The sequence below is a fragment of the Pelagerythrobacter sp. genome, from assembly GCF_041912895.1.
Classification (GTDB): Bacteria; Pseudomonadota; Alphaproteobacteria; order Sphingomonadales; family Sphingomonadaceae; genus Pelagerythrobacter.
Genome location: NZ_JAYSGI010000001.1, coordinates 632,286 through 651,571 on the forward strand (window position 1 = coordinate 632,286; position 19,286 = coordinate 651,571).

20 protein-coding genes are annotated in these 19,286 nt (G+C 67.9%); 8 read left to right on the forward strand and 12 right to left on the reverse strand.

Annotated features, from left to right (window positions below):
• Positions 1 to 8 precede the first annotated feature (8 nt).
• Positions 9 to 2,321, forward strand: a complete 2,313-nt coding sequence (locus tag ACE3QC_RS03195) for a patatin-like protein (RefSeq protein WP_374405663.1) — start codon at positions 9 to 11, stop codon at positions 2,319 to 2,321.
• Here the strand turns inward: ACE3QC_RS03195 and ACE3QC_RS03200 are convergent, their stop codons facing one another.
• The 3 genes from ACE3QC_RS03200 to dnaK form a co-directional block, all read right to left on the reverse strand.
• The gene (locus ACE3QC_RS03200; protein WP_374405664.1) at positions 2,322 to 2,792 is read right to left on the reverse strand and encodes a low molecular weight protein-tyrosine-phosphatase; all 471 of its coding nucleotides are present in this window, start codon (positions 2,790 to 2,792) and stop codon (positions 2,322 to 2,324) included. It lies immediately after the preceding gene.
• Positions 2,789 to 3,910, reverse strand: coding sequence for a molecular chaperone DnaJ (gene dnaJ, locus ACE3QC_RS03205; protein ID WP_374405665.1), 1,122 nt, complete (start codon positions 3,908 to 3,910; stop codon positions 2,789 to 2,791). The genes ACE3QC_RS03200 and dnaJ overlap by 4 nt, the downstream gene beginning before the upstream one ends.
• Positions 3,911 to 3,991: 81 nt before the next feature.
• The gene (gene dnaK / locus ACE3QC_RS03210; RefSeq protein WP_374405666.1) at positions 3,992 to 5,944 is read right to left on the reverse strand and encodes a molecular chaperone DnaK; all 1,953 of its coding nucleotides are present in this window, start codon (positions 5,942 to 5,944) and stop codon (positions 3,992 to 3,994) included.
• Between the two features lie 168 nt (positions 5,945 to 6,112).
• On the opposite strand from dnaK, the gene ACE3QC_RS03215 reads away from it, so the two are divergent.
• The 3 genes from ACE3QC_RS03215 (at position 6,113) to ACE3QC_RS03225 (ending at position 8,338) form a co-directional block, all read left to right on the forward strand.
• A complete protein-coding gene (locus tag ACE3QC_RS03215; protein WP_374405667.1) occupies positions 6,113 to 6,595 on the forward strand; it encodes a copper chaperone PCu(A)C in 483 nt (160 codons plus the stop codon).
• A gap of 53 nt (positions 6,596 to 6,648) precedes the next feature.
• Positions 6,649 to 7,101, forward strand: a complete 453-nt coding sequence (locus tag ACE3QC_RS03220; protein ID WP_374405668.1) for a vgr related protein — start codon at positions 6,649 to 6,651, stop codon at positions 7,099 to 7,101.
• 76 nt (positions 7,102 to 7,177) lie between these two features.
• Positions 7,178 to 8,338 (forward strand): indoleamine 2,3-dioxygenase, encoded by a 1,161-nt coding sequence (locus ACE3QC_RS03225; protein WP_374405669.1) that lies wholly within the window; start codon positions 7,178 to 7,180, stop codon positions 8,336 to 8,338.
• Positions 8,339 to 8,410: 72 nt separating this feature from the next.
• Here the strand turns inward: ACE3QC_RS03225 and ACE3QC_RS03230 are convergent, their stop codons facing one another.
• From ACE3QC_RS03230 to ACE3QC_RS03250, 5 genes are all read right to left on the reverse strand, one after another.
• The gene (locus tag ACE3QC_RS03230; protein ID WP_374405670.1) at positions 8,411 to 8,713 is read right to left on the reverse strand and encodes a glycine zipper domain-containing protein; all 303 of its coding nucleotides are present in this window, start codon (positions 8,711 to 8,713) and stop codon (positions 8,411 to 8,413) included.
• Positions 8,714 to 8,804: 91 nt separating this feature from the next.
• The gene (locus ACE3QC_RS03235) at positions 8,805 to 10,553 is read right to left on the reverse strand and encodes a DUF885 family protein (protein WP_374405671.1); all 1,749 of its coding nucleotides are present in this window, start codon (positions 10,551 to 10,553) and stop codon (positions 8,805 to 8,807) included.
• Positions 10,554 to 10,579: 26 nt separating this feature from the next.
• The gene (grpE, locus tag ACE3QC_RS03240; RefSeq protein ID WP_374405672.1) at positions 10,580 to 11,170 is read right to left on the reverse strand and encodes a nucleotide exchange factor GrpE; all 591 of its coding nucleotides are present in this window, start codon (positions 11,168 to 11,170) and stop codon (positions 10,580 to 10,582) included.
• 11 nt (positions 11,171 to 11,181) lie between these two features.
• On the reverse strand, positions 11,182 to 12,240 hold the full coding sequence (gene hrcA, locus ACE3QC_RS03245) for a heat-inducible transcriptional repressor HrcA (protein WP_374405673.1): 1,059 nt from the start codon (positions 12,238 to 12,240) through the stop codon (positions 11,182 to 11,184).
• A gap of 34 nt (positions 12,241 to 12,274) precedes the next feature.
• A complete protein-coding gene (locus ACE3QC_RS03250; RefSeq protein WP_374405674.1) occupies positions 12,275 to 12,796 on the reverse strand; it encodes a DUF6438 domain-containing protein in 522 nt (173 codons plus the stop codon).
• A 99-nt stretch (positions 12,797 to 12,895) separates the two neighbouring features.
• On the opposite strand from ACE3QC_RS03250, the gene rph reads away from it, so the two are divergent.
• From rph to ACE3QC_RS03270, 4 genes are all read left to right on the forward strand, one after another.
• A complete protein-coding gene (gene rph / locus ACE3QC_RS03255) occupies positions 12,896 to 13,612 on the forward strand; it encodes a ribonuclease PH (RefSeq protein ID WP_374405675.1) in 717 nt (238 codons plus the stop codon).
• Between the two features lie 114 nt (positions 13,613 to 13,726).
• Complete coding sequence (rdgB, locus tag ACE3QC_RS03260) at positions 13,727 to 14,353, forward strand: RdgB/HAM1 family non-canonical purine NTP pyrophosphatase (RefSeq protein ID WP_374405676.1); 627 nt, start codon at positions 13,727 to 13,729, stop codon at positions 14,351 to 14,353.
• Positions 14,354 to 14,453: 100 nt separating this feature from the next.
• Entirely contained in the window at positions 14,454 to 15,605 is a 1,152-nt protein-coding gene (gene hemW, locus ACE3QC_RS03265; protein WP_374405677.1) for a radical SAM family heme chaperone HemW, read from the forward strand.
• The gene (locus tag ACE3QC_RS03270; protein WP_374405678.1) at positions 15,602 to 16,495 is read left to right on the forward strand and encodes a tyrosine recombinase XerC; all 894 of its coding nucleotides are present in this window, start codon (positions 15,602 to 15,604) and stop codon (positions 16,493 to 16,495) included. Before hemW ends, ACE3QC_RS03270 begins: the two co-directional genes overlap by 4 nt.
• A 2-nt stretch (positions 16,496 to 16,497) precedes the next feature.
• Here ACE3QC_RS03270 and ACE3QC_RS03275 read toward each other — a convergent pair whose 3' ends face one another.
• From ACE3QC_RS03275 to rsmI, 4 genes are read right to left on the reverse strand one after another with little or no spacing between them, the layout of a single operon-like run.
• Positions 16,498 to 17,103 (reverse strand): DedA family protein, encoded by a 606-nt coding sequence (locus ACE3QC_RS03275; RefSeq protein ID WP_374405679.1) that lies wholly within the window; start codon positions 17,101 to 17,103, stop codon positions 16,498 to 16,500.
• A 14-nt stretch (positions 17,104 to 17,117) separates the two neighbouring features.
• Entirely contained in the window at positions 17,118 to 18,086 is a 969-nt protein-coding gene (gene gshB / locus ACE3QC_RS03280) for a glutathione synthase (protein ID WP_374405680.1), read from the reverse strand.
• 10 nt (positions 18,087 to 18,096) lie between these two features.
• On the reverse strand, positions 18,097 to 18,447 hold the full coding sequence (locus ACE3QC_RS03285; protein WP_374405681.1) for a YraN family protein: 351 nt from the start codon (positions 18,445 to 18,447) through the stop codon (positions 18,097 to 18,099).
• Positions 18,444 to 19,277, reverse strand: a complete 834-nt coding sequence (gene rsmI, locus ACE3QC_RS03290) for a 16S rRNA (cytidine(1402)-2'-O)-methyltransferase (RefSeq protein WP_374405682.1) — start codon at positions 19,275 to 19,277, stop codon at positions 18,444 to 18,446. Before rsmI ends, ACE3QC_RS03285 begins: the two co-directional genes overlap by 4 nt.
• Between the last annotated feature and the right edge of the window lie 9 nt (positions 19,278 to 19,286).

Here is a 19,286-nt window from a genome sequence, read left to right on the forward strand (position 1 = left end):
GGCGCGCGATGCGGCAGAAGGAACTGAGGATCGCGCTCGTCTGCTACGGCGGGGTCAGCCTGGCGGTCTACATGCACGGCGTCACCAAGGAGCTGTGGAAGCTGGCCAGCGCGAGCCGCGCGTTCCATGCCGGTGATCCGCCCGCCGACGGGGTGCAGGGCATCTATCGCGAACTGCTCGAAGCGATCGAGGCCGGGCACGGCATGCGGCTGCGCGTGCTGCCCGATATCCTCAGCGGCGCGAGCGCGGGCGGGATCAACGCGGTGTTCCTGGCGCAGGCGATCCATTCGGGCCAGTCGCTCGAACCGCTGACCGAGCTGTGGCTGACCACCGCCGACGTCGAGCGGCTGACCGATCCCGAGGCCGAGCCGATGTGGCGCTACGCCAAGATGTGGGCGCAGCCGCTCGCCTGGTGGCTGCTCAAGCGGCCGGGCAACGCGGTGTCCGAAAGCGTCGCGCCCGAAACGCAATCGGAAGTGCGGCGCAAGGTTTCGGACTTCATCCGCGGGCGCTGGTTCGAGCCGCCGTTCTCCGGAATCGGCTTCTCGCGACTGCTTTACGACGCGCTGGCCGCGATGGCCGAGGCGCCGTGTGGCAAGCCGCTGCTGCCGCCCGGCCATCCGGTCGACCTGATGGTGACGGCGACCGATTTCCGCGGCCATCTCGAACTCCTGCGGCTCAACAGCCCCCCGGTGGTCGAGGAGACCGAGCACCGGATGCCGGTGGGCTTCAACGCGCGCACCCCTGCCGAGGGCGGCAGCGATCTGGCGGACCTGCTCGAACTAACCTTCGCCGCGCGCGCGACCGCGAGCTTTCCGGGCGCCTTCCCGCCGTTGCGGCTGGAGGAGATCGACCGGCTGGCGCGCGAGCGGGAGGTCGGCTGGCCCGGTCGCGCGCGCTTCCTCGAACGGGTGATGCCGGTGAACATGCGCCACGGCACGGCGGAGGCGATTTCGCTGATCGACGGTTCGGTGCTGGTCAACAAGCCGTTCGACGGCGCGATGCGTGCCTTGCGCGGCCGCCCGGCGCAACGCGAGGTCGACCGGCGCTTCGTCTATATCGATCCGCGCCCCGACCGCACCGGCGCGCATGGCGGGCGGGGCGACGAGCCGGTGGGATTCTTCGGCGCGATCTTCGGCTCGCTCTCGACGATCCCGCGCGAACAGCCGATCCGCGACAACCTCGAAGTGCTCGAGCGGCAATCGCACGAGGCGGAGCGGTTGCGGCAGATGATCGCGGCGCTGCGGCCCGATGTCGAGGCGGCGGTCGAAAAGCTGTTCGGGATGACGTTGTTCCTCGATCGGCCGACCCCGAAGCGGCTTCACGCCTGGCGCGCGAAGGCGCAGCAGGCCGCGGCCGAGCACGCGGGATACGCCTTCCAGTCGTATGCCCAGGCGAAGTTTACCGCGATCGTCGAGACGCTTGCCCAACTGGTGTTCGACGCCGCGCCCGAACTGAAGCTGGCCGACGAGCGCCCGATCGCCACCCGGCTGCGCGCGGCGCTGGTCGAACGGGGGCTCGACAGTCTGTCGTCGCCGTCAGGGGGCGCGAGCGAGGCGGCGATCGCGTTCTTCCGCGCGCACGACGTGGGCTTTCGCGTCCGCCGCCTGCGCCTGCTCGCCCGGCGGCTATCACGCGAGTGGGAAGCCGATCCCGAGATTCCCGACGCCGCGGTGGAAGATGCGCGCCAGGCGATCTACGCGATCCTCGCGCTCTATTTCACGCGCGAAGGGCACGACGAGCTGGGCGAGGATTTCGCGGAGCTCGCCGCGCGCGCGATCGACGATCCGGGCGCGGTGCTCGATGCGCTCGCCGCGCGGCGGCTGTTGCCCGAAGTCGATGAACTGGCCGAACAGATGCTCGCCGAGGCGCTCGAACGGATGCCCAAGAACCTGCGGCGGCTGATGCTGCTGACCTATCTCGGGTTCCCGTTCTACGATGTCGCCACGCTGCCGCTGCTCCGGCACGAGGCGTTGACCGAGTTCGACCCGGTGAAGGTCGACCGGATCAGCCCCGACGACGCGCGCTCGATCCGCGAAGGCGGCACGCGCGCCACCCTGCGCGGGATCGAGTTCTACAACTTCGGGGCGTTCTTCAGCCGTGCCTATCGCGAGAACGACTATCTGTGGGGCCGGCTGCACGGAGCCGAGCGGATGATCGACCTGGTGTGCTCTACGATCGAAGGCGGCGAACCGAAAGTCGATCCGGCGGACGTCAAACGGAGGATATTCCTCGCCATCCTCGACGAGGAGCGCGACCGCCTGCGCGCCGATCCCGGCCTACTAGAGCGGATACGCGGCGAGATATTGCGAACCGAGTGACTAACGCGCGAGTTCTGCGACCAGCGCGCGGGCGGCGGCAGTCACATCGTCCCAGGTATATTCGAACAGTTCCTCGCCCCCATAGTAGGGATCGCTGACGCTCGCGCCCTCACGACCGGGGACCAGATCGAGCAGGAGCGAGACGCGCGCCGAGGTGTCGGCCGGCGCGATCGCGCGCAGGTCTGCGAGGTTTTGCGCGTCCATCGCGAAGATATGGGTGAAGCGGGAGAAGTCGTCGACGGTTACCTGCCGCGCGCGCAAGGCTGCGATGTCCGCACCGGCTGCGAGAGCGACCGCCTGCGCGCGCGGATCGGGCGGGCTGCCCGCGTGCCAGTCGCCGGTGCCCGCCGAATCGATCTCGACCGTCAGCCCGGCGCGCGCCGTTTCGGATCGGAAAGCCGCTTCGGCGAGCGGCGAACGGCAGATGTTGCCGAGGCAGACGAACAGGACCGCGGGCGAACGCTCGCTCACCCGCCGAACGCGTCCTTCAGCTTTTCGAAAAAGCCGCGGCTCTCGGGGCATTCCTCACCGGTTTCGGTTTCGCGGAACTGTTCGAGGATCGCCTTCTGCTCCTTGCTGAGCTTGGTGGGCGTCTCGACCACGATTTCCACCACCAGGTCGCCCCGTCCGCGCCCCTGCAGCACGGGCATGCCCGCGCCGCGCACGCGCAACTGCTTCCCCGACTGGATGCCGGCGGGAATATCGACGGTGTTCGTTTCGCCCGAGAGGTCGGGAATCTCGACCTTTCCGCCCAGCGAAGCGGTGGTGAAGCTGATCGGCACGCGGCTGAGCAGCGTCGTGCCCTCGCGCTGGAACACCGCGTGCGGGCGGACGTGGACGAAGATGTAGAGATCGCCCGGCGGCGCGCCGCGCGGCCCGGCTTCGCCCTTGCCCGAGAGGCGGATGCGGGTGCCGGTGTCGACGCCGGGAGGTATCTCGACGTCGATCGTCTGCGGCCGGTCGACCGAGCCCTCGCCGCCGCAATCACGGCACGGGCTGACCAGCACCTCGCCGCGCCCGTGGCAATTGGGGCACGGGCGTTCGACCACGAAGAAGCCCTGCTTCGCGCGGACCTTGCCGTAACCGTTGCACAAGTTGCAGCCGCGCGTGCTGGTGCCCGGCGTCGCGCCCGAGCCGTGGCAGGTTTCGCAGGTCTGCGAGACTTCGATCTCGATCTGGTTGTTCTTGCCGTGGAAGGCGTCTTCGAGCCCGATCTCCATGTCGTAGCGCAAGTCGGCGCCGCGGCGCGCCTGCTGGCGCCCGCCGCCGCCGCCGAACGCGCTGCCGAAGATGGTCTCGAAGATATCGCCGATATCGGCGAAGTCCGCCCCGCCATGGCTGCCGCCGCCCATGCCCTGCTGGAAGGCCTGGTGGCCGTAGCGGTCGTAGGCCGCGCGTTTCTGCGGATCCTTGAGGCAGTCGTAAGCGACGCTGATCGCCTTGAACTTGGCCTCGTTCTCCTTGCAGCCTTGGTTGCGGTCGGGATGATGCTGCATCGCCAGCTTGCGGTAGGCGGACTTGATCGTCGCGCCGTCCGCGTCGCGGCTGACGCCGAGCAGTTCGTAAAAATCGATTTCGGTTGCCGACATAATGCTATCGCGCCCCGTGAAGGATCGGGCCGCCGCCGGGGTCGAACACTCCGGCGGCGGCGGCGATCTTCATCGGGCGTCTCAGGCCTTCTTGTCGTCTGCGGCGTCGGCGCTGTCGTCGACTTCCGAGAACTCGGCATCGACCACGTCTTCCTCCGCACCACCTTCGCTGCCGGCGGCGGCTCCGTCGGTCGGGGCGTCAGCGGACGCGTTCGCCTGTTCCTGGCTGTAGATTTCCTGGCCCATCTTCATCGCCACGTCGGTCAGCGCCTGCGCCTTGGCGTTGATCGCGTCGACGTCATCGCCTTCGAGCGCGGTCTTGACTTCGGCAAGCGCGGTTTCGACCTGCCCCTTCAAATCGGCGCTGATCTTGTCGCCATGCTCGTCGAGCTGCTTCTGCGTCGCGTGGACGAGGCTGTCGGCCTGGTTGCGGGCCTCGGCGCTGGCGCGGCGCTTCTTGTCCTCGTCGGCGAACTTCTCGGCATCCTGCACCATCGATTCGATGTCGCTGTCGGACAGGCCGCCGCTCGCCTGAATGCGGATCTGCTGCTCCTTGCCGGTGCCCTTGTCCTTTGCCGAGACGTTGACGATGCCGTTGGCATCGATGTCGAACGTCACCTCGATCTGCGGCACGCCGCGCGGGGCGGCGGGGATGCCGACGAGATCGAACTGGCCGAGCATCTTGTTGTCCGCGGCCATCTCGCGCTCGCCCTGGGCGACGCGGATCGTCACCGCGTTCTGGTTGTCTTCGGCGGTCGAGTAGGTCTGCGTCTTCTTGGTCGGGATCGTCGTGTTGCGGTCGATCATGCGGGTAAACACGCCGCCCAGCGTCTCGATGCCGAGCGAAAGCGGGGTCACGTCGAGCAGCAGCACGTCCTTGACGTCGCCCTGCAGCACGCCCGCCTGGATCGCCGCACCCATGGCGACGACTTCATCGGGGTTCACGCCGGTGTGGGGCTTCTTGCCGAAGAATTCCTCGACCACTTCGCGCACCTTGGGCATGCGGGTCATGCCGCCGACGAGGATCACCTCGTCCACGCCGCCCTTTTCCACGCCCGCGTCGGCGAGCGCCTTCTTGCAGGGTTCGAGCGTACGCTTGATGAGGTCGCCGACGAGCTGTTCGAGCTTCGAACGGGTGATCGTCTCGACGAGGTGCAGCGGGGTGCTCGATCCGCCTTCCATGCGCGCGGTGATGAACGGCAGGTTCACTTCGGTCTGCGCGGCGCTGGAAAGCTCGATCTTGGCCTTTTCAGCAGCTTCCTTGAGGCGCTGGAGAGCGAGCTTGTCGCTCTTCAGGTCCATGTTTTCCTTCTTCTTGAAGGCGTCGGCCAGATATTCGACGATCGCGCTGTCGAAGTCCTCGCCGCCGAGGAAGGTGTCGCCGTTGGTGCTCTTCACCTCGAACACGCCGTCGCCGATCTCGAGGATCGAGACGTCGAACGTGCCGCCGCCGAGGTCGTAGACGGCGATGGTCTTACCGTCGTCCTTGTCCATGCCGTAGGCGAGCGCGGCCGCGGTCGGCTCGTTGATGATGCGCAGCACTTCGAGACCCGCGATCTGGCCGGCGTCCTTGGTCGCCTGGCGCTGCGCGTCGTTGAAGTATGCGGGCACGGTGATGACCGCCTGCGTGACGGTTTCGCCGAGGTAGCTCTCGGCGGTTTCCTTCATCTTCTGGAGGATGAAGGCGGAAACCTGCGAAGGCGAATAGTCCTCGCCGCCGGCCTCGACCCAGGCATCGCCGTTCTTGCCCTTGACGATGTCGTAGGGGACGAGCTCCATGTCCTTCTTGGTCAGCGGATCGTCGAACCGACGGCCGATCAGGCGCTTGATGGCGAACAGCGTGTTGTCGGGGTTGGTCACCGCCTGGCGCTTGGCCGGCTGGCCGATCAGGCGCTCCTTGTCCTTCGTGAACGCCACGATCGACGGCGTGGTGCGCGCGCCTTCCGAATTCTCGATGACCTTGGGCTTGCCCCCGTCCATCACGGCAACGCACGAATTGGTGGTGCCGAGGTCGATACCGATTACTTTCGCCATGGTTTCCCTATTCCACTTGCTTTGGTTGGACGCCGCACGCTGTGTTTCCCGGGTATCGGCGAAACGGTTCGGCGGCTCGATTACGAAGCGCGATATAGGTGCGGTTTCAGTTGGCACAAGGGAGCTTCGCGGCTAGCGTCGAGAACGATACGAAGGGGAGAAACCACCGTGAAATCATCCGTTCTGGCCGCCGCATTCCTGTCCGTCGCCACGCTGGGGCTCGCCGCCTGCGGGGACAGCGCGAGCGAGCAGCCGGCCGAAGCGCCCGAGGGCGTGCCCGGAATGACGATCACCAACGCGCGCATGGTTCTCGCTCCGGTGGAGGGCAATCCGGCGGCGGTCTATTTCGATCTCGCCTACGACGGGGACCGCAGCGTGGCGCTCAACCGCGCGCACGTCGAAGGCGCCGAGAGCGCCACGCTGCACGAATACGCCGAATGGAACCGCCAGATGCAGATGGCGGAGATGTTGCCGCTGGTGCTCAAGAAGGGCGACAAGATCGCGTTCGAGCCGGGCGGCAAGCACGTGATGGCGATGAACGTCTCGCCCGAACTCCAGCCCGGCGGCACGACCGAAGTGACGCTGACCGTCTCGGGCGGCGACAAGACCACGTTCGAGGCCCCGATCCAGGGTCCGGGGGAAGAGCGCTGAACGAAGCGGCCGTTTCCGCCGCCCCGGCCTGCCCGGCGGGCGGCGAACGGCCGTTGACGACGGGCGAGATCGCGCTCGCCCGCAGCGTGTTCGGCGAGGCGATCGACTATGCGAAGGTCACGATCCGGCGGCGCAAGTTCTTCCCCTTCCAGCCGCGCAAGGTGACGATGGCCCCGCGCGGCCACTTGCATTTTCACCCGCTGGGCGAGGCCTATTGCGAGGACTTCGCGCAAGTACCGCTCATCAGGCAGGGCCTGTTCGTCCACGAGATGACGCATGTCTGGCAGACCCAGACCCGCGGCGAGTGGTATCTGGTAACGCGCCGGATGCCGTGGGCGCGATACGACTACTCGCTCAAGCCCGGCTGGCCGCTGGAGCGCTACGGGATCGAACAGCAGGCCGAGATCGTGAAGCACGCGTTCTGGCTGCGAAATGGCGTGCGCGTGGCGGGCGCGCCCGATGTTTCCGCCTACGACATGCTGGTGCGTTTTCCCGGCGCCTCTTGAGCGAAGCGGTTTCAAACGATACCAACAGGCGCCATGACCGGGCGGCCCAACCCGCGCCCGGCATGCAGGTTCACGCATGGAACTCAAGGATTACGGGATGTCGCGGGAACGCGGCTTCCTTTCGCATTACGAGATCGATTCGATCGCCCTCCCCCGCCAGTTCGACGCCGTGGTCGAGGCCGCCGGAAACCTTTCCGGCCTGCTGACCACCGGCCGCGTGCGCCACTGGCTCGACGCGCTTCCCGATCCGCGGATCGAGGATTGGGCGAAGGAAGCGCCGGAGGAAGAGGTCCGCACCGCGATGGTGCACTATTCGTTTCTCGTGCAGGCCTATGTCTGGGGCGAGGCCGATCCGCCCGCGCACCTGCCCGCCGACCTCGCGCGCCCGATGGTGGCGATCGCGGACCGGCTGGGGCAGGCGCCGCTGCTGCCCTATTCGGGCTATGTGCTCGACAACTGGTATCGGCTCGACAAGTCGGGGCCGGTCGATCTCGACAACATCGTGATGCACCAGAACTTCCTCGGCGGGGACGACGAGAACTGGTTCGTGCTGGTCCACGTCGCGATCGAGGCCGAGGCGGGCGTGCTGCTCGACAACGCGGCCAAACTGGTGAGCGTGGCGAAGCAGGGCGACGAGGCCGAGGCGACCCGGCTGCTGGTCGAGATGGATCAGGCGTGGGAGCGGATCTACGGCCACTTCGCGCGCATGCCCGAGCGCTGCGATCCGTACATCTACTTCCACCGCGTGCGCCCCTACATCCATGGCTGGGCGAACAATCCGGCGCTCGGCGGCGGGCTGGTGTACGAAGGGATCGAGCGGTTCGGCGATACGCCGCAGGCGTTCCGCGGGCAGACCGGCAGCCAGTCGAGCATCGTGCCCGCGATGGACGCGCTGTTCCAGGTCGGCCACTCGGACGACCCGCTCAAGAGCTTCCTCGACGAACTGCACCAGTACCGCCCGGTACCGCACCGCCGCTTCATCGAAGATCTGGCGGCGCAGTCGACACTGCGAGACTTCGTGACCGCATCGGGCAACCAGGCGCTCAAGGACGCATTCAACGCGTGTCTGGAGCAGTCGGCGCGCTTCCGCACGCGACATCTCGAATATGCGGCGAGCTACATCAACAAGCAGGCCGGTTCGATCGCGGGCAACGATCCCGATGTCGGCACCGGTGGCACGCCGTTCATGAAGTATCTCAAGAAGCACCGCGACGAGAACCGCGCGCAGACCGTCTGACGCGATTTCGCCGCACAACGAAAAAGGGCCGCCCCGTGAGGAGCGGCCCTTTGTCTGTCGATCGGGTATCGATCAGCGGAAATAGTCGCGATAGCGGCTGTCGCCACGGCAATCGTCGTCGAGATAGCGGCGGCCATCGCGGTCGCGCCAGCCGTCGCAGTTGTTGTTCTTGTCCTTGAGGTATCCTGCCAGACCGCCGATCGCAGCACCGGCGATGGCGTAGGTCTCGAAATCCTCGCCGGTGATGGCGGCGGCGGCGGCGCCGGCAGCGGCACCCAGGCCCGCACCTTCGGCGGCGTAGTTTTCGGCGCAGGCCGAAAGGCTCAGCGAGGAAGCGAGCAGCGCCGGCACGAGCAGCATTTTCGTTTTCATCATGGGTCTCCGTTGCATCCCTGTCCGGCTGCTACGAACTGGCCGCGATTAGGTTCCAGGCTGCGGACCGCTGCGCGGCGAACCGGCTGACCTGTCAGTCGTATTCGACGCCAGGCAGGCCCTGCCCACCATCGGCGATGAACGCGTCGATCCGGGTTTCGAGCACCGGCAGCGGCACCGAGCCGAGCGAGAGCACGACATCGTGGAACTTGCGGATGTCGAACCGCTCGCCCAGCGCGCCTTCCGCTTTCGCGCGCACCCGGCGGATGGTCATCTCGCCCAGCTTGTAGGCGAGCGCCTGCCCAGGCCAGCTGATGTAGCGGTCGACCTCGGTGCCGACCTCGTGCTGCGACAGCGCGGTATGGCTGGCGAGATAGTCGATCGCCTGTTGCCGGCTCCAGCCGCAGTGGTGGATGCCGGTGTCGATCACCAGGCGCGCCGCGCGCCACATCTCGTAGCTCAACTGCCCGAACTTCTCGTACGGCGTGCGGTAGATGCCCATCTCGCCGCCGAGATATTCGACGTAGAGCCCCCAGCCTTCGCCGAAGCCGGAGAAATAGGTCTGGCGGCGGAAGCGCGGCGCTTCCTCCTGCTCCAGCGCGACGCCCATCTGGAAGCTGTGGCCGGGGATGCACTCGTGCAGCGTCAGCGCGGGAATGTTGTAGAGCGGGCGCGAAGGCAGGTCGTGCGTGTTCATCTGGCAGGCATCGAGCCCGCCGCGCCCCGCGGTGTAGAACGGCGCGATCGCCGGATCGACCGGGCGGATCGCAAAGCGATGGCGTGGGAGGAAGCCGAAGTAATCGGCGATCACCCCGTCGACCCGCTTGGCGGCATAGGCGGAAACGCCCATCAGTTCGTCGGGCGTATCGGCGACGAACTGCGGATCGGTGCGCAGGAAGGTGATGAACTCGGCCAGCGTGCCGTCGAACCCGGCTTCCGCCTTGACCTTCTCCATCGCGGCGGTGATCCGCGCGACTTCCTCCAACCCGATCTGGTGGATCTGCTCGGCGGTCAGGTCGAGCGTGGTATATTGCTCGATCTGCTGCTGGTAGTAGGCCGCGCCGTCAGGCATTTCCTCGGCCGCGAGCGTCTCGCGGGTCTGCGGCAGGTATTCGTCGCGAAAGAACGTGAGCAATTCCGCATAAGCCGGTGTAACGCTGCCGGAAATCGCCGCGCGGCCCTCGGCCTTGAGCCGCTCGGCCTCGGCCGTGGGAATGCGCTGCGGCATGTCGGCGAAGGCCTTCCAGAACGGGCTCTGTTCCGGGTCTTCCGCCACACCCGATGCGATCGAGGCGTCACGTCCTTCCAGCGTCGCGCGCGGCACGCTGAAGCCGCGCTCCAGCCCGGCGCGCGCATTGGCGATATGTTCGTCGAAATAGCGCGGAATATCGCGCATCCGGGCGATATAGCGCTCGTATTCCTCGACCGTCACGAAACCGCTGCTCGGCGCGAGATAGCTCCAGAAGTTGCTGTCGCTATCGAACGGCATTTCCCATTCGCGGAAGCGCGCGTCGCCGATCTCCGCCTCGAGCAGCGTGCGGAACACTTGCGCGTCGATCGCCGCCGAGCCCTCGAGCGCGCTCTGGTCGATCGCCTCGAGCCGGTCGAGGAACGCCTGCGCCCGCTCGGCGCGCGCGAGATTGGCTTCGGGGGTCACCGACCACAGCCGGTCGCCCGGCGCGGTGCTGCCGTTGGCTTCCTCGATCTGGTGATACTGGTCGAGCTGGTAGTCGTAGTATTCGTCGGTCAGCGCGGAGAGGCGTTCGTCGGCGCCATCCTGCGCCTGCACCGGCGCGGCGATCATGCTGGCGGCAAGCACCGCCGCCGGAAACGCAAACCTCATTCGACCCTCTCCCCTGTTATTGGGTGCTATTTCGCGACGCTCACCATCGCGGGGCGCAGCAGGCGATCCTTGATCATGTAGCCCGATTGCAACTCCTGAACGATCGTGCCGGGCTCCTGCCCTTCCTCGGCCGGAACCTCCATCATCGCCTGGTGCTGGTTGGGATCGAGCGGCATGCCCTTGGCGGCGATCCGCGTGATGCCATGCTGCGCGAAGACCTTCTCGATCTCGCGCATGGTCGCCTCGATACCCTCGACAAAGCGCTTGGCCTGCTCGTCCTCGCGCAAGGCGGCGGGCACATGGTCCAGCGCGCGAGCGAGATTGTCCGACACCGAGAGGATATCGCGGGCGAAGCCGGTCGCGGCATAGCTGCGCGCGTCCTGCACGTCCTTTTCGAGGCGGCGGCGCACGTTCTGCGTGTCGGCACGAGCGTAGAGTACGTCCTGCTTGGCCGCGTCGAGATCGGCGCGCAGAGCGGCGAGCGCATCCTCGACACCGCCTTCGCCGGTCGCGTCGTCATCATCCTCGAGGAACTCTTCGGGCACGCCCTTCAGTTCCGTTTCGACGGCCTCGTCGTGCGGCCGACCGTCTTCCTTGCGCGTATCGTTGTCGCTCATATTGCTCGTATCTATCCGATGAGTTTGCCCAGGGACCGGGCGGTGAAATCCACCATGGGGACGACCCGCGCGTAATTCAACCGAGTGGGGCCGATCACCCCCAGCACGCCGACCACTCGCCCCTCGCGGTCGCGATAGGGGGAGGCGATGACCGACGAGCCGGAGAGCGCAAACAGCCGGTTCTCGCTGCCGATGAAAATGCGCGTCGCTTCCGCCGTGCGCGCGCTTTCGAGCAGTTCGGCGACCGATTGCTTGTTCTCGAGGTCGTCGAGCAGCGAGCGCACGCGTTCCAGATCGGTCAGCGCGGCATCGTCGAGCAGGCGCGCCTGTCCGCGCACGATCAGCACCGGACGCCGCGCGGCGTCCTCGCTCCACACCGCGAGCCCGCGTTCGACCAGCCCGCTGCTCGCCTCGTCGAGCTGCGAGCGGCCCGAAGCGATCTCGGCGCGCATCGCGGCGGCGGCTTCGGGCAGCGTCCGGCCCGCAAGCCGCGCGGTGATGTAGTTGCTCGCCTGTTCGAGCAGTTGCGGCGAGATGCCCTCGCCCAGCTCGATCACCCGGTTCTCGATCGCCCCGTCCTCGCCCACCAGCACCGCGAGCACGCGCCCCTGCCCGAGATTGGCGAGGCTGAACTGTGCAAGCCGGGGTTCGAGCCGGGGGACCATTACCATGCCCGCCGCGCCGGAAATGTCGGAGAGGATCGCGCTGGTCTGCTCCAGCGCCTGTTCGATCGGGCCAGGATCGGCGAGCCGCCGCTCGATCGCCTTGCGCTCGGCGGCGGTGGGTTCGGCCACCTGCATCATCCCGTCGACGAACAGGCGCAGCCCGCTTTCGGTCGGCATCCGGCCCGCGCTGGTGTGCGGCGCGGCGAGCAGGCCGAGCGATTCGAGATCGGCGAGCACCGAGCGGATCGAGGCGGGGGAGAGATTGAGTGCGGCGCCGTCTCCGGTTCTGGCCCCCGCCAACGTCTTCGATCCGACCGGCTGCCCGCTGTCGAGATAGCCTTCCACCACCAGGCGGAAGATCGCGCGGGCGCGGTCGGTCAGTTCGGTGACGGGTGGCGTGGGCATGGCGGCGCCAGATTGGCCCGAGCGCGCCGCGCGATCAATCCCGGTCGTACTGGAAACGGTCCTCCGCCGTGCCGACGAGATCGTCCAGCGGCAGTTCGCGCCATGCCGTCATGATGGCTTCGCGGTTCTCGGCGAGGCCGGGCTGGCGGCACCCGGTGTTCCATTCGAGCACGGTGCCGTCGCCCGCAGGGTCGCCCCACGATATCGCGACCGCAGCCTGGTCGGTCGCCATCGGGCCGTCGCAGTTGCCGTGGTTGTAGGCCACATCGCTCGCCGGCCGATAAGGCGCGAGGCGTTGCTCGAACGCGCGGACTTGCGCGGGCGTGGCGGTGAATTGCCGTTCGCCCCGCACCGCCACGAAGCGCTCGCCGCGATAGGTGCCCTGCCCGCTCGCGTCGATCTCGACCGAGAACACCGGGCAAGAACCGAAGCAGGGGCCGCGTTGGTAGGAGATTCGCTCGGCGCTGTCCGCCGTTTCGTCGGGCTGCGTGACGCAACCCGCGAGCGCGCCTAATGCAAGCAGAGCGGAAAGCGGGGCGGCGGTCGTTCGGTTCATCGAAAAAGCCTCGAGTGCTGCCGCGCCCTTCGCGGCGCGCTGGCCACCAACGCACAACCCCGCTAGGGCGATCCGCGAATTTCAGACACGGAGATTTTCATGCGACCTTCCGGCCGCGCGCCCGACGAGATGCGCGCCCTTTCGTTCGAAACCGGCTTCACCAAGCACGCCGAGGGTTCGTGCCTCGTCAGCTTCGGCGATACCCGCGTGCTGTGTACCGCGAGCGTGGAGAAGGGCGTGCCGCCATGGCTGCGCGGTAAGGGCGAAGGCTGGGTAACGGGCGAGTACTCGATGCTCCCGCGCGCCACGCACACCCGCGGCCAGCGTGAGGCCGCGCGCGGCAAGCAGAGCGGTAGAACGCAGGAAATCCAGCGCCTTATTGGGCGAAGCTTGCGCGCCGTGGTAGATTTGAAAATGCTCGGCGAGCGGCAAATCACGCTCGATTGCGACGTGATCCAGGCCGACGGCGGCACCCGCACCGCCGCGATCTCCGGCGCGTGGGTCGCGCTGCGGCTCGCGGTGGACGGGTTGATGAAGAGTGGCGCGCTGGTCGACGATCCGATCACGGCACAGGTCGCGGCGGTGAGCTGCGGCATCCATCAGGGCACGCCGGTGCTCGACCTCGACTACGACGAGGACAGTTCAGCCGATGCCGACGCGAACTTCGTGCTGATCTCCGGCGGCCAGATCGCCGAGGTCCAGGCGACCGCCGAGGGCGCGACGTACGACGAGGAAGGCCTGCTGCGCCTCCTGCGCCTCGCGCGCATGGGCTGCGACCGCATCTTCGCCGCGCAACTGGAGGCGGCGAAGGGGTAACATATCAGAACACTTGTCATTCCCGCGAATGCGGGAATCCATGGCGGTCCGTCGCAAACCGGGACGCCGAATGGACCCTCGCCTTCGCGGGAGTGACAAAGAAAGAGAAGCGAAATGAACCGCAAGCTCGGCCACGGCAAACTCGTCATCGCCACGCACAACGCGGGCAAGCTGAAGGAAATTCAGGCGCTGCTCGATCCTTACGGGGTCGAGTGCCTGAGCGCCGGATCGCTCGGCCTGCCCGAACCGGCGGAAACCGGCACGACGTTCGTCCAGAACGCGCTGCTCAAGGCGCGCGCGGCGGCGGAGGCTTCGGGCATCGTCGCGCTGGCGGACGACAGCGGGCTGTCGGTCGCCGCGCTCGACGGGCGGCCGGGGGTCTACACCGCCGACTGGGCCGAGCGGCAGTGGTTCGAGGGCGAGCCGGGACGCGACTGGTTCATGGCGATGGGCAAGGTCGAAGGGATGCTCGCCGCCAAGGGCGCCGACGCGCCGCGCGACGCGGCGTTCCATTGCGTGTTGGCTATCGCATGGCCCGATGGCGAGCATGCGGTCTACGAAGGCACCGCGCCCGGCACGCTGACCTGGCCGCCGCGCGGCGAGCTCGGCTTCGGCTATGATCCGGTGTTCGTGCCGCAGGGCCATGATCTGACGTTCGCCGAGATCGCGCCCGAGGAAAAGCACCGCATCAGCCACCGCGCCGACGCGTTCGCCAAGCTGGTCGCCGAGCAGTTCGGCTGAGCCGAGTCCCCGCGAAGGCGGGGACCTCAGGCCGTCTGGCGCTCCAATTGCCCGAGGCCCCCGCCTTCGCGGGGGATCGCGAATATGCTAAAGGATCGGCGTGGCAACCGCACTCTACATCCACTGGCCGTTCTGCCTGAAGAAATGCCCTTATTGCGACTTCAACAGTCATGTGCGCGCCAGCGTCGATCACGCGGCGTGGCAGGCCGCGCTGGTCGCCGACATGCGGCACGAAGCCGCACTGGCGGGCGGCGCGCCGCTCGAATCGATCTTCTTCGGTGGCGGCACGCCGTCGCTGATGCCCCCCGACCTCGTCGGTGAATTGCTCGCCGAAGCCGAGCGGCTGTGGGGCTTCGCGTCCGACATCGAGATCACGCTGGAGGCCAATCCCTCGTCGGTGGAGGCGGCGGCGTTCGCGGGGCTGGCGGCGGCGGGGATCAACCGCGTTTCGCTCGGGCTGCAGGCGCTCGACGACGCGACGCTGCGCTTTCTCGGGCGACTGCATGACGTCAACCAAGGGCTCGCCGCGCTCGACGTGGCGCAGCGCCGGTTCGCGCGCGTCAGCTTCGATCTGATCTACGCCCAACCGGGACAGACCGAGGCCGAGTGGGACGCCGAACTGACCCGCGCGCTCGGCTTCGGCACCGGGCACCTGTCGCTTTACCAGCTGACGATCGAGCCCAACACGCGCTTCGCCACCGATGTGCGGCGCGGCGTCTTCGCCCCGCTCGACGACGATCCTTCCGCCGAACTGTTCGAGCTGACCCGCGCGCTGACCGCCCGTGCGGGCCTGCCCGCCTACGAAGTCAGCAACCACGCCCGGCCAGGGCAGGAGAGCCGCCACAACCTCGCCTACTGGCGCTACCGCGACTATTGCGGGATCGGCCCCGGCGCGCATGGGCGGCGGGGCGACAGGGCGACGCAGCGGCACAGGAAGCCGGAGAACTGGCTCGCGGCGGTCGAGGGGCATGGCCACGGCATCCGTGAGGATACGCCGCTGACGCCCGCCACGCGCGCGTCGGAAGCGCTGCTGATGGGGTTGCGGCTCGCCGAGGGAATTTCGCTCTCCAATATCGCCACGCGCTTCGGTTTCGACCCTGCGCATCTGGTCGATCCGCACGCGCTCGACATGCTCATGCGCCTCGGCTTCGTCGAGCGGAACGATGATCGGCTAACGGTCACCACGCGGGGAATGCCGGTGCTCGACGCGGTGCTCGGCGAACTCGTCCATCCGGCACTGGTAGCAGCATGAGCATGGCCGATCTGCTGGAAGGCTGGCACCAGCATCTCGCCACCGGCCGCCGCCGCTCGCCGCACACGGTGCGCGCCTATCTGGCAGCCGCGCGCAACCTGCTCGCCGCGACCGGGATCGAACACTGGGACGATGTCGCGCGCCTCGACACTGGTGCCCTGCGCGCCCAGCTCGCCCGCCGCCGGGCGGACGGTCTCTCCAACGCCTCGACGGCGCGCGAGCTCTCCGCGCTCAAGGCGTTCGTCGCCCACGCGCGCGAGCGGACGGGGGCCGGCGAAGCCACCCCGCCCCGCCTGCGCGGCCCGCGGATCAAGAAGGGCCTGCCCCGCCCGGTAACGCCCGACGACGCGGGCAACCTCGCCGATCTGGTCGCTGCCGACGCGGCGGAGGAATGGATCGGCGCGCGCGACCGCGCGGTGCTGCTGCTGCTCTACGGTGCGGGCCTGCGCATCGCCGAGGCGCTCTCGCTCACCGGCGGCGACGCGCCGCTGGGCGAAACGCTGACGGTCACCGGCAAGGGCGGCAAGCAGCGCGTGGTGCCGATCTTGCCGATCGTACGCGAGGCGGTGGCCGACTACACGCGCCGCTGCCCCTGGCCGCTCGGGCGCGAGGAGCCGCTGTTTCGCGGGGCGAAGGGCGGCGCGCTCAATCAGGGCATGGTGCAGAAGGCGACCGCGCGCGCGCGCATCGCGCTCGGCCTGCCCGCCACCGCGACCCCGCATGCGCTGCGCCACTCGTTCGCCACCCACCTGCTCGGCGCGGGGGCGGACCTGCGCAGTCTGCAGGAGCTGCTCGGCCACGCGAGCCTCGGTTCGACGCAAATCTACACGAAGGTCGACGCCGCGACGCTGCTCGATACCTACCGCGCGGCACATCCGCGCGAGCGCTAACGCTAGCGCTGATCGTGTGGCTTCCAGGTGATGACGCGGTAGAGGTACAGCGCGACCACCAGCGCCGCGACCACCAGTGCCAGCGGTCCGATCAGGTGCTCGAACTGCGCGAAACGGCGGCCGAACCAGCTGCCCGCCCCGGCGAGCGCGGCGATCCATATCGCCGAACCCGCGGCGGTCCATATCAGGAACTTGATCTGCGACATGCCGACCATGCCGGCGGGCAGCGACACCATCGTCCGCGCGACCGGCATGAAGCGCATGACGAAGACGATGCCCGAGCCGTAGCGGATGAACCAGTCGTGGAGCTTTTCCACCTCTTCCCAGTCTAGCGTCAGCCAGCGGCCGTAGCGGTCGATCAGGGGTTTGAGGCGTTCGTAGCCGATCCAGCGGCCGATCCCGTACCAGACGTAGTTGCCGAGGACGGTGCCTGCGACCGCGACCGCGACCAGCGTCCAGAAATCGAAGCGCCCCTGCGACACCGCGACGCCGCCCAGGCCCATGATGACTTCCGACGGGATGGGCGGGAACACGTTCTCGAGGAACATGAGGATCGCGATGCCGAGGTAGCCCCAGCCTTCGATCAGATCGAGGATGAAATTGGTCATGCCGGAGCGGGCCGTTATCCGGCGGCGGCGCCCTCCGCAAGCCTGCGCTCGATCGCATCCCAGATGCGTGCGCCGGTATCGGTGCCGTTGAAGCGGTCGATCGCGACGATGCCGGTGGGGCTGGTGACGTTGATCTCGGTCAGCCACTTGCCGCCGATCACGTCGATCCCGACGAACACGAGGCCGCGCCGCTTCAACTCCGGCCCCATCGCGGCGCAGATCTCTTCCTCGCGCGCGGTCAGCTGGGCAGCTTCGGCATGGCCGCCCTGTGCAAGGTTCGAACGGAACTCACCTTCACCCGGGAAGCGGTTGATCGCGCCCGCGAATTCGCCGTCGACCAGCACGATACGCTTGTCCCCCTCGGCCACTTCGGGAAGGAAGGGCTGGACCATGTGCGGTTCGGGCCAGGTCTGGTTGAAGACTTCGGACAGCGCCGAGAGGTTGGTCCCCTCCGCGTCGATGCGAAAGATCGCCTTGCCGCCGTTGCCGTGGAGCGGCTTGACCACCACCGAGCCGTGCTTCTTCTGGAACGCGCGGATATCCTCGAGCCGCCGGGCGACCAGCGTCGGCGGCATGAAGCGCGCGTAATCGAGCACGAACATCTTTTCCGGCGCGTTCACCACCTCGCGCGGATCGTTGACCACCAGCGTCTCGCCCTTCAGCCGGTCGAGCAGCAGCGCGGCGCTGATGTAGCCCAGATGAAAGGGCGGATCCTGCCGCATCAGCACCACGTCGATATCGCGCCCGAGGTCGATCTTTGCCCGCTCGCCCTGCCAGGCGAAGTGATCGCCCGGCGTGTTTTGCACGGAAACCTCGCGCGCCCAGGCACTTACGCGGCCTTCCTCCCACGCGAGCGAAGTGACGTCATAGTGCCACAGCCGATGCCCACGCGCTTGCGCCGACAGCATCAGCGCGAACGACGAATCGCCGGCGATGTTGACCGTTTCGATCGGGTCCATCTGGACGGCGACGCGCAAACTCATTCTCGTTCCTTCAGGGCTGCCAAGCGTTGACGATGTGGCGGGGGAAGCCGCCCGGCGCAAGGAGCAGCACGTCGATGCGGATATCCTCGCCCTCGGTGGCGTATTCGTGCGCCACCGCCTCGACCGCAGCGGCGACGCGGCTCAGGCGGTATTCGTCGATCGCGTGATCGAGTTCGGCGGTGGATCCGCGCCACTTGACCTCGACGAAGGCGATCGTGCCGCCGCGCTTGCACACGAGGTCGATCTCGCCGAGCGGCGTCCGGCGCCGCCGGTCGAGCACGCGCCAGCCTTTCATCTGGAGCCACAGCGCCGCGCGCCCTTCCCCCTCGCGTCCCTGCCGTTCGGCGCGCTGGCGCTTCATCGGCGCAGTTCGAGCGCGCGGGCATAGAGCGCCTTGCGATCCTGCCCGGTCGCCTTCGACACTTGCGCCGCCGCCTGCGACGCTTTCGCGGTTTCGAGCGCCGCGCGCAGCAGGGCGTCGACGTCATGGTCGCCCGGGGGCTCGTCGCCTGCGGGCGCGATCATCAGCACGATCTCGCCCTTGGGCGGATGCGCCGCGTAATGTTCCGCAAGGTCTTCCGCGCTGCCGGTCCGGCATTCCTCGTGCAGCTTGGTCACCTCGCGCGCGACCGCTACCTCGCGGCCCGGCAACACCTCGCCGATCGCCGCGAGCGATTTTGTCAGCCGCGGCGCGGTTTCGTAGAAGATCGCGGTCGCCTGCGCCCCAGCGACCGATTCCAGCGCCGCACGCCGGGCCTTGTCCTTGTTCGGCAGGAAGCCGGCGAACAGGAAGCGGTCGTTCGGCAGACCGGAGAGCGTCAGCCCCGCAATCGCCGCGCAGGCGCCGGGCAACGTGGTTACGGGAACGCCCGCCGCGCGCGCGTCGCGCACCAGCCGGTATCCGGGGTCCGACACCAGCGGCGTGCCCGCGTCGCTGACCAGCGCAACCGCCTTCTCGTGCATCGAGGCGACGAGGCGCGCGCGATCCTTCTCCCCGGCGTGATCGTCGTACCGCCACAGCGGTTTCGACAGGCCGAGGTGCTTCATCAGCTTGCCGGTCACGCGCGTATCCTCGCACGCCACGCCGTCGCACCGTGCCAGCGTCTCGGCTGCCCGCATGGTAATGTCGCCGAGATTGCCAATCGGGGTCGCGACTATATAGAGACCGGGCTGGAGAGGTTGGTGGGCCACCTCCGCACC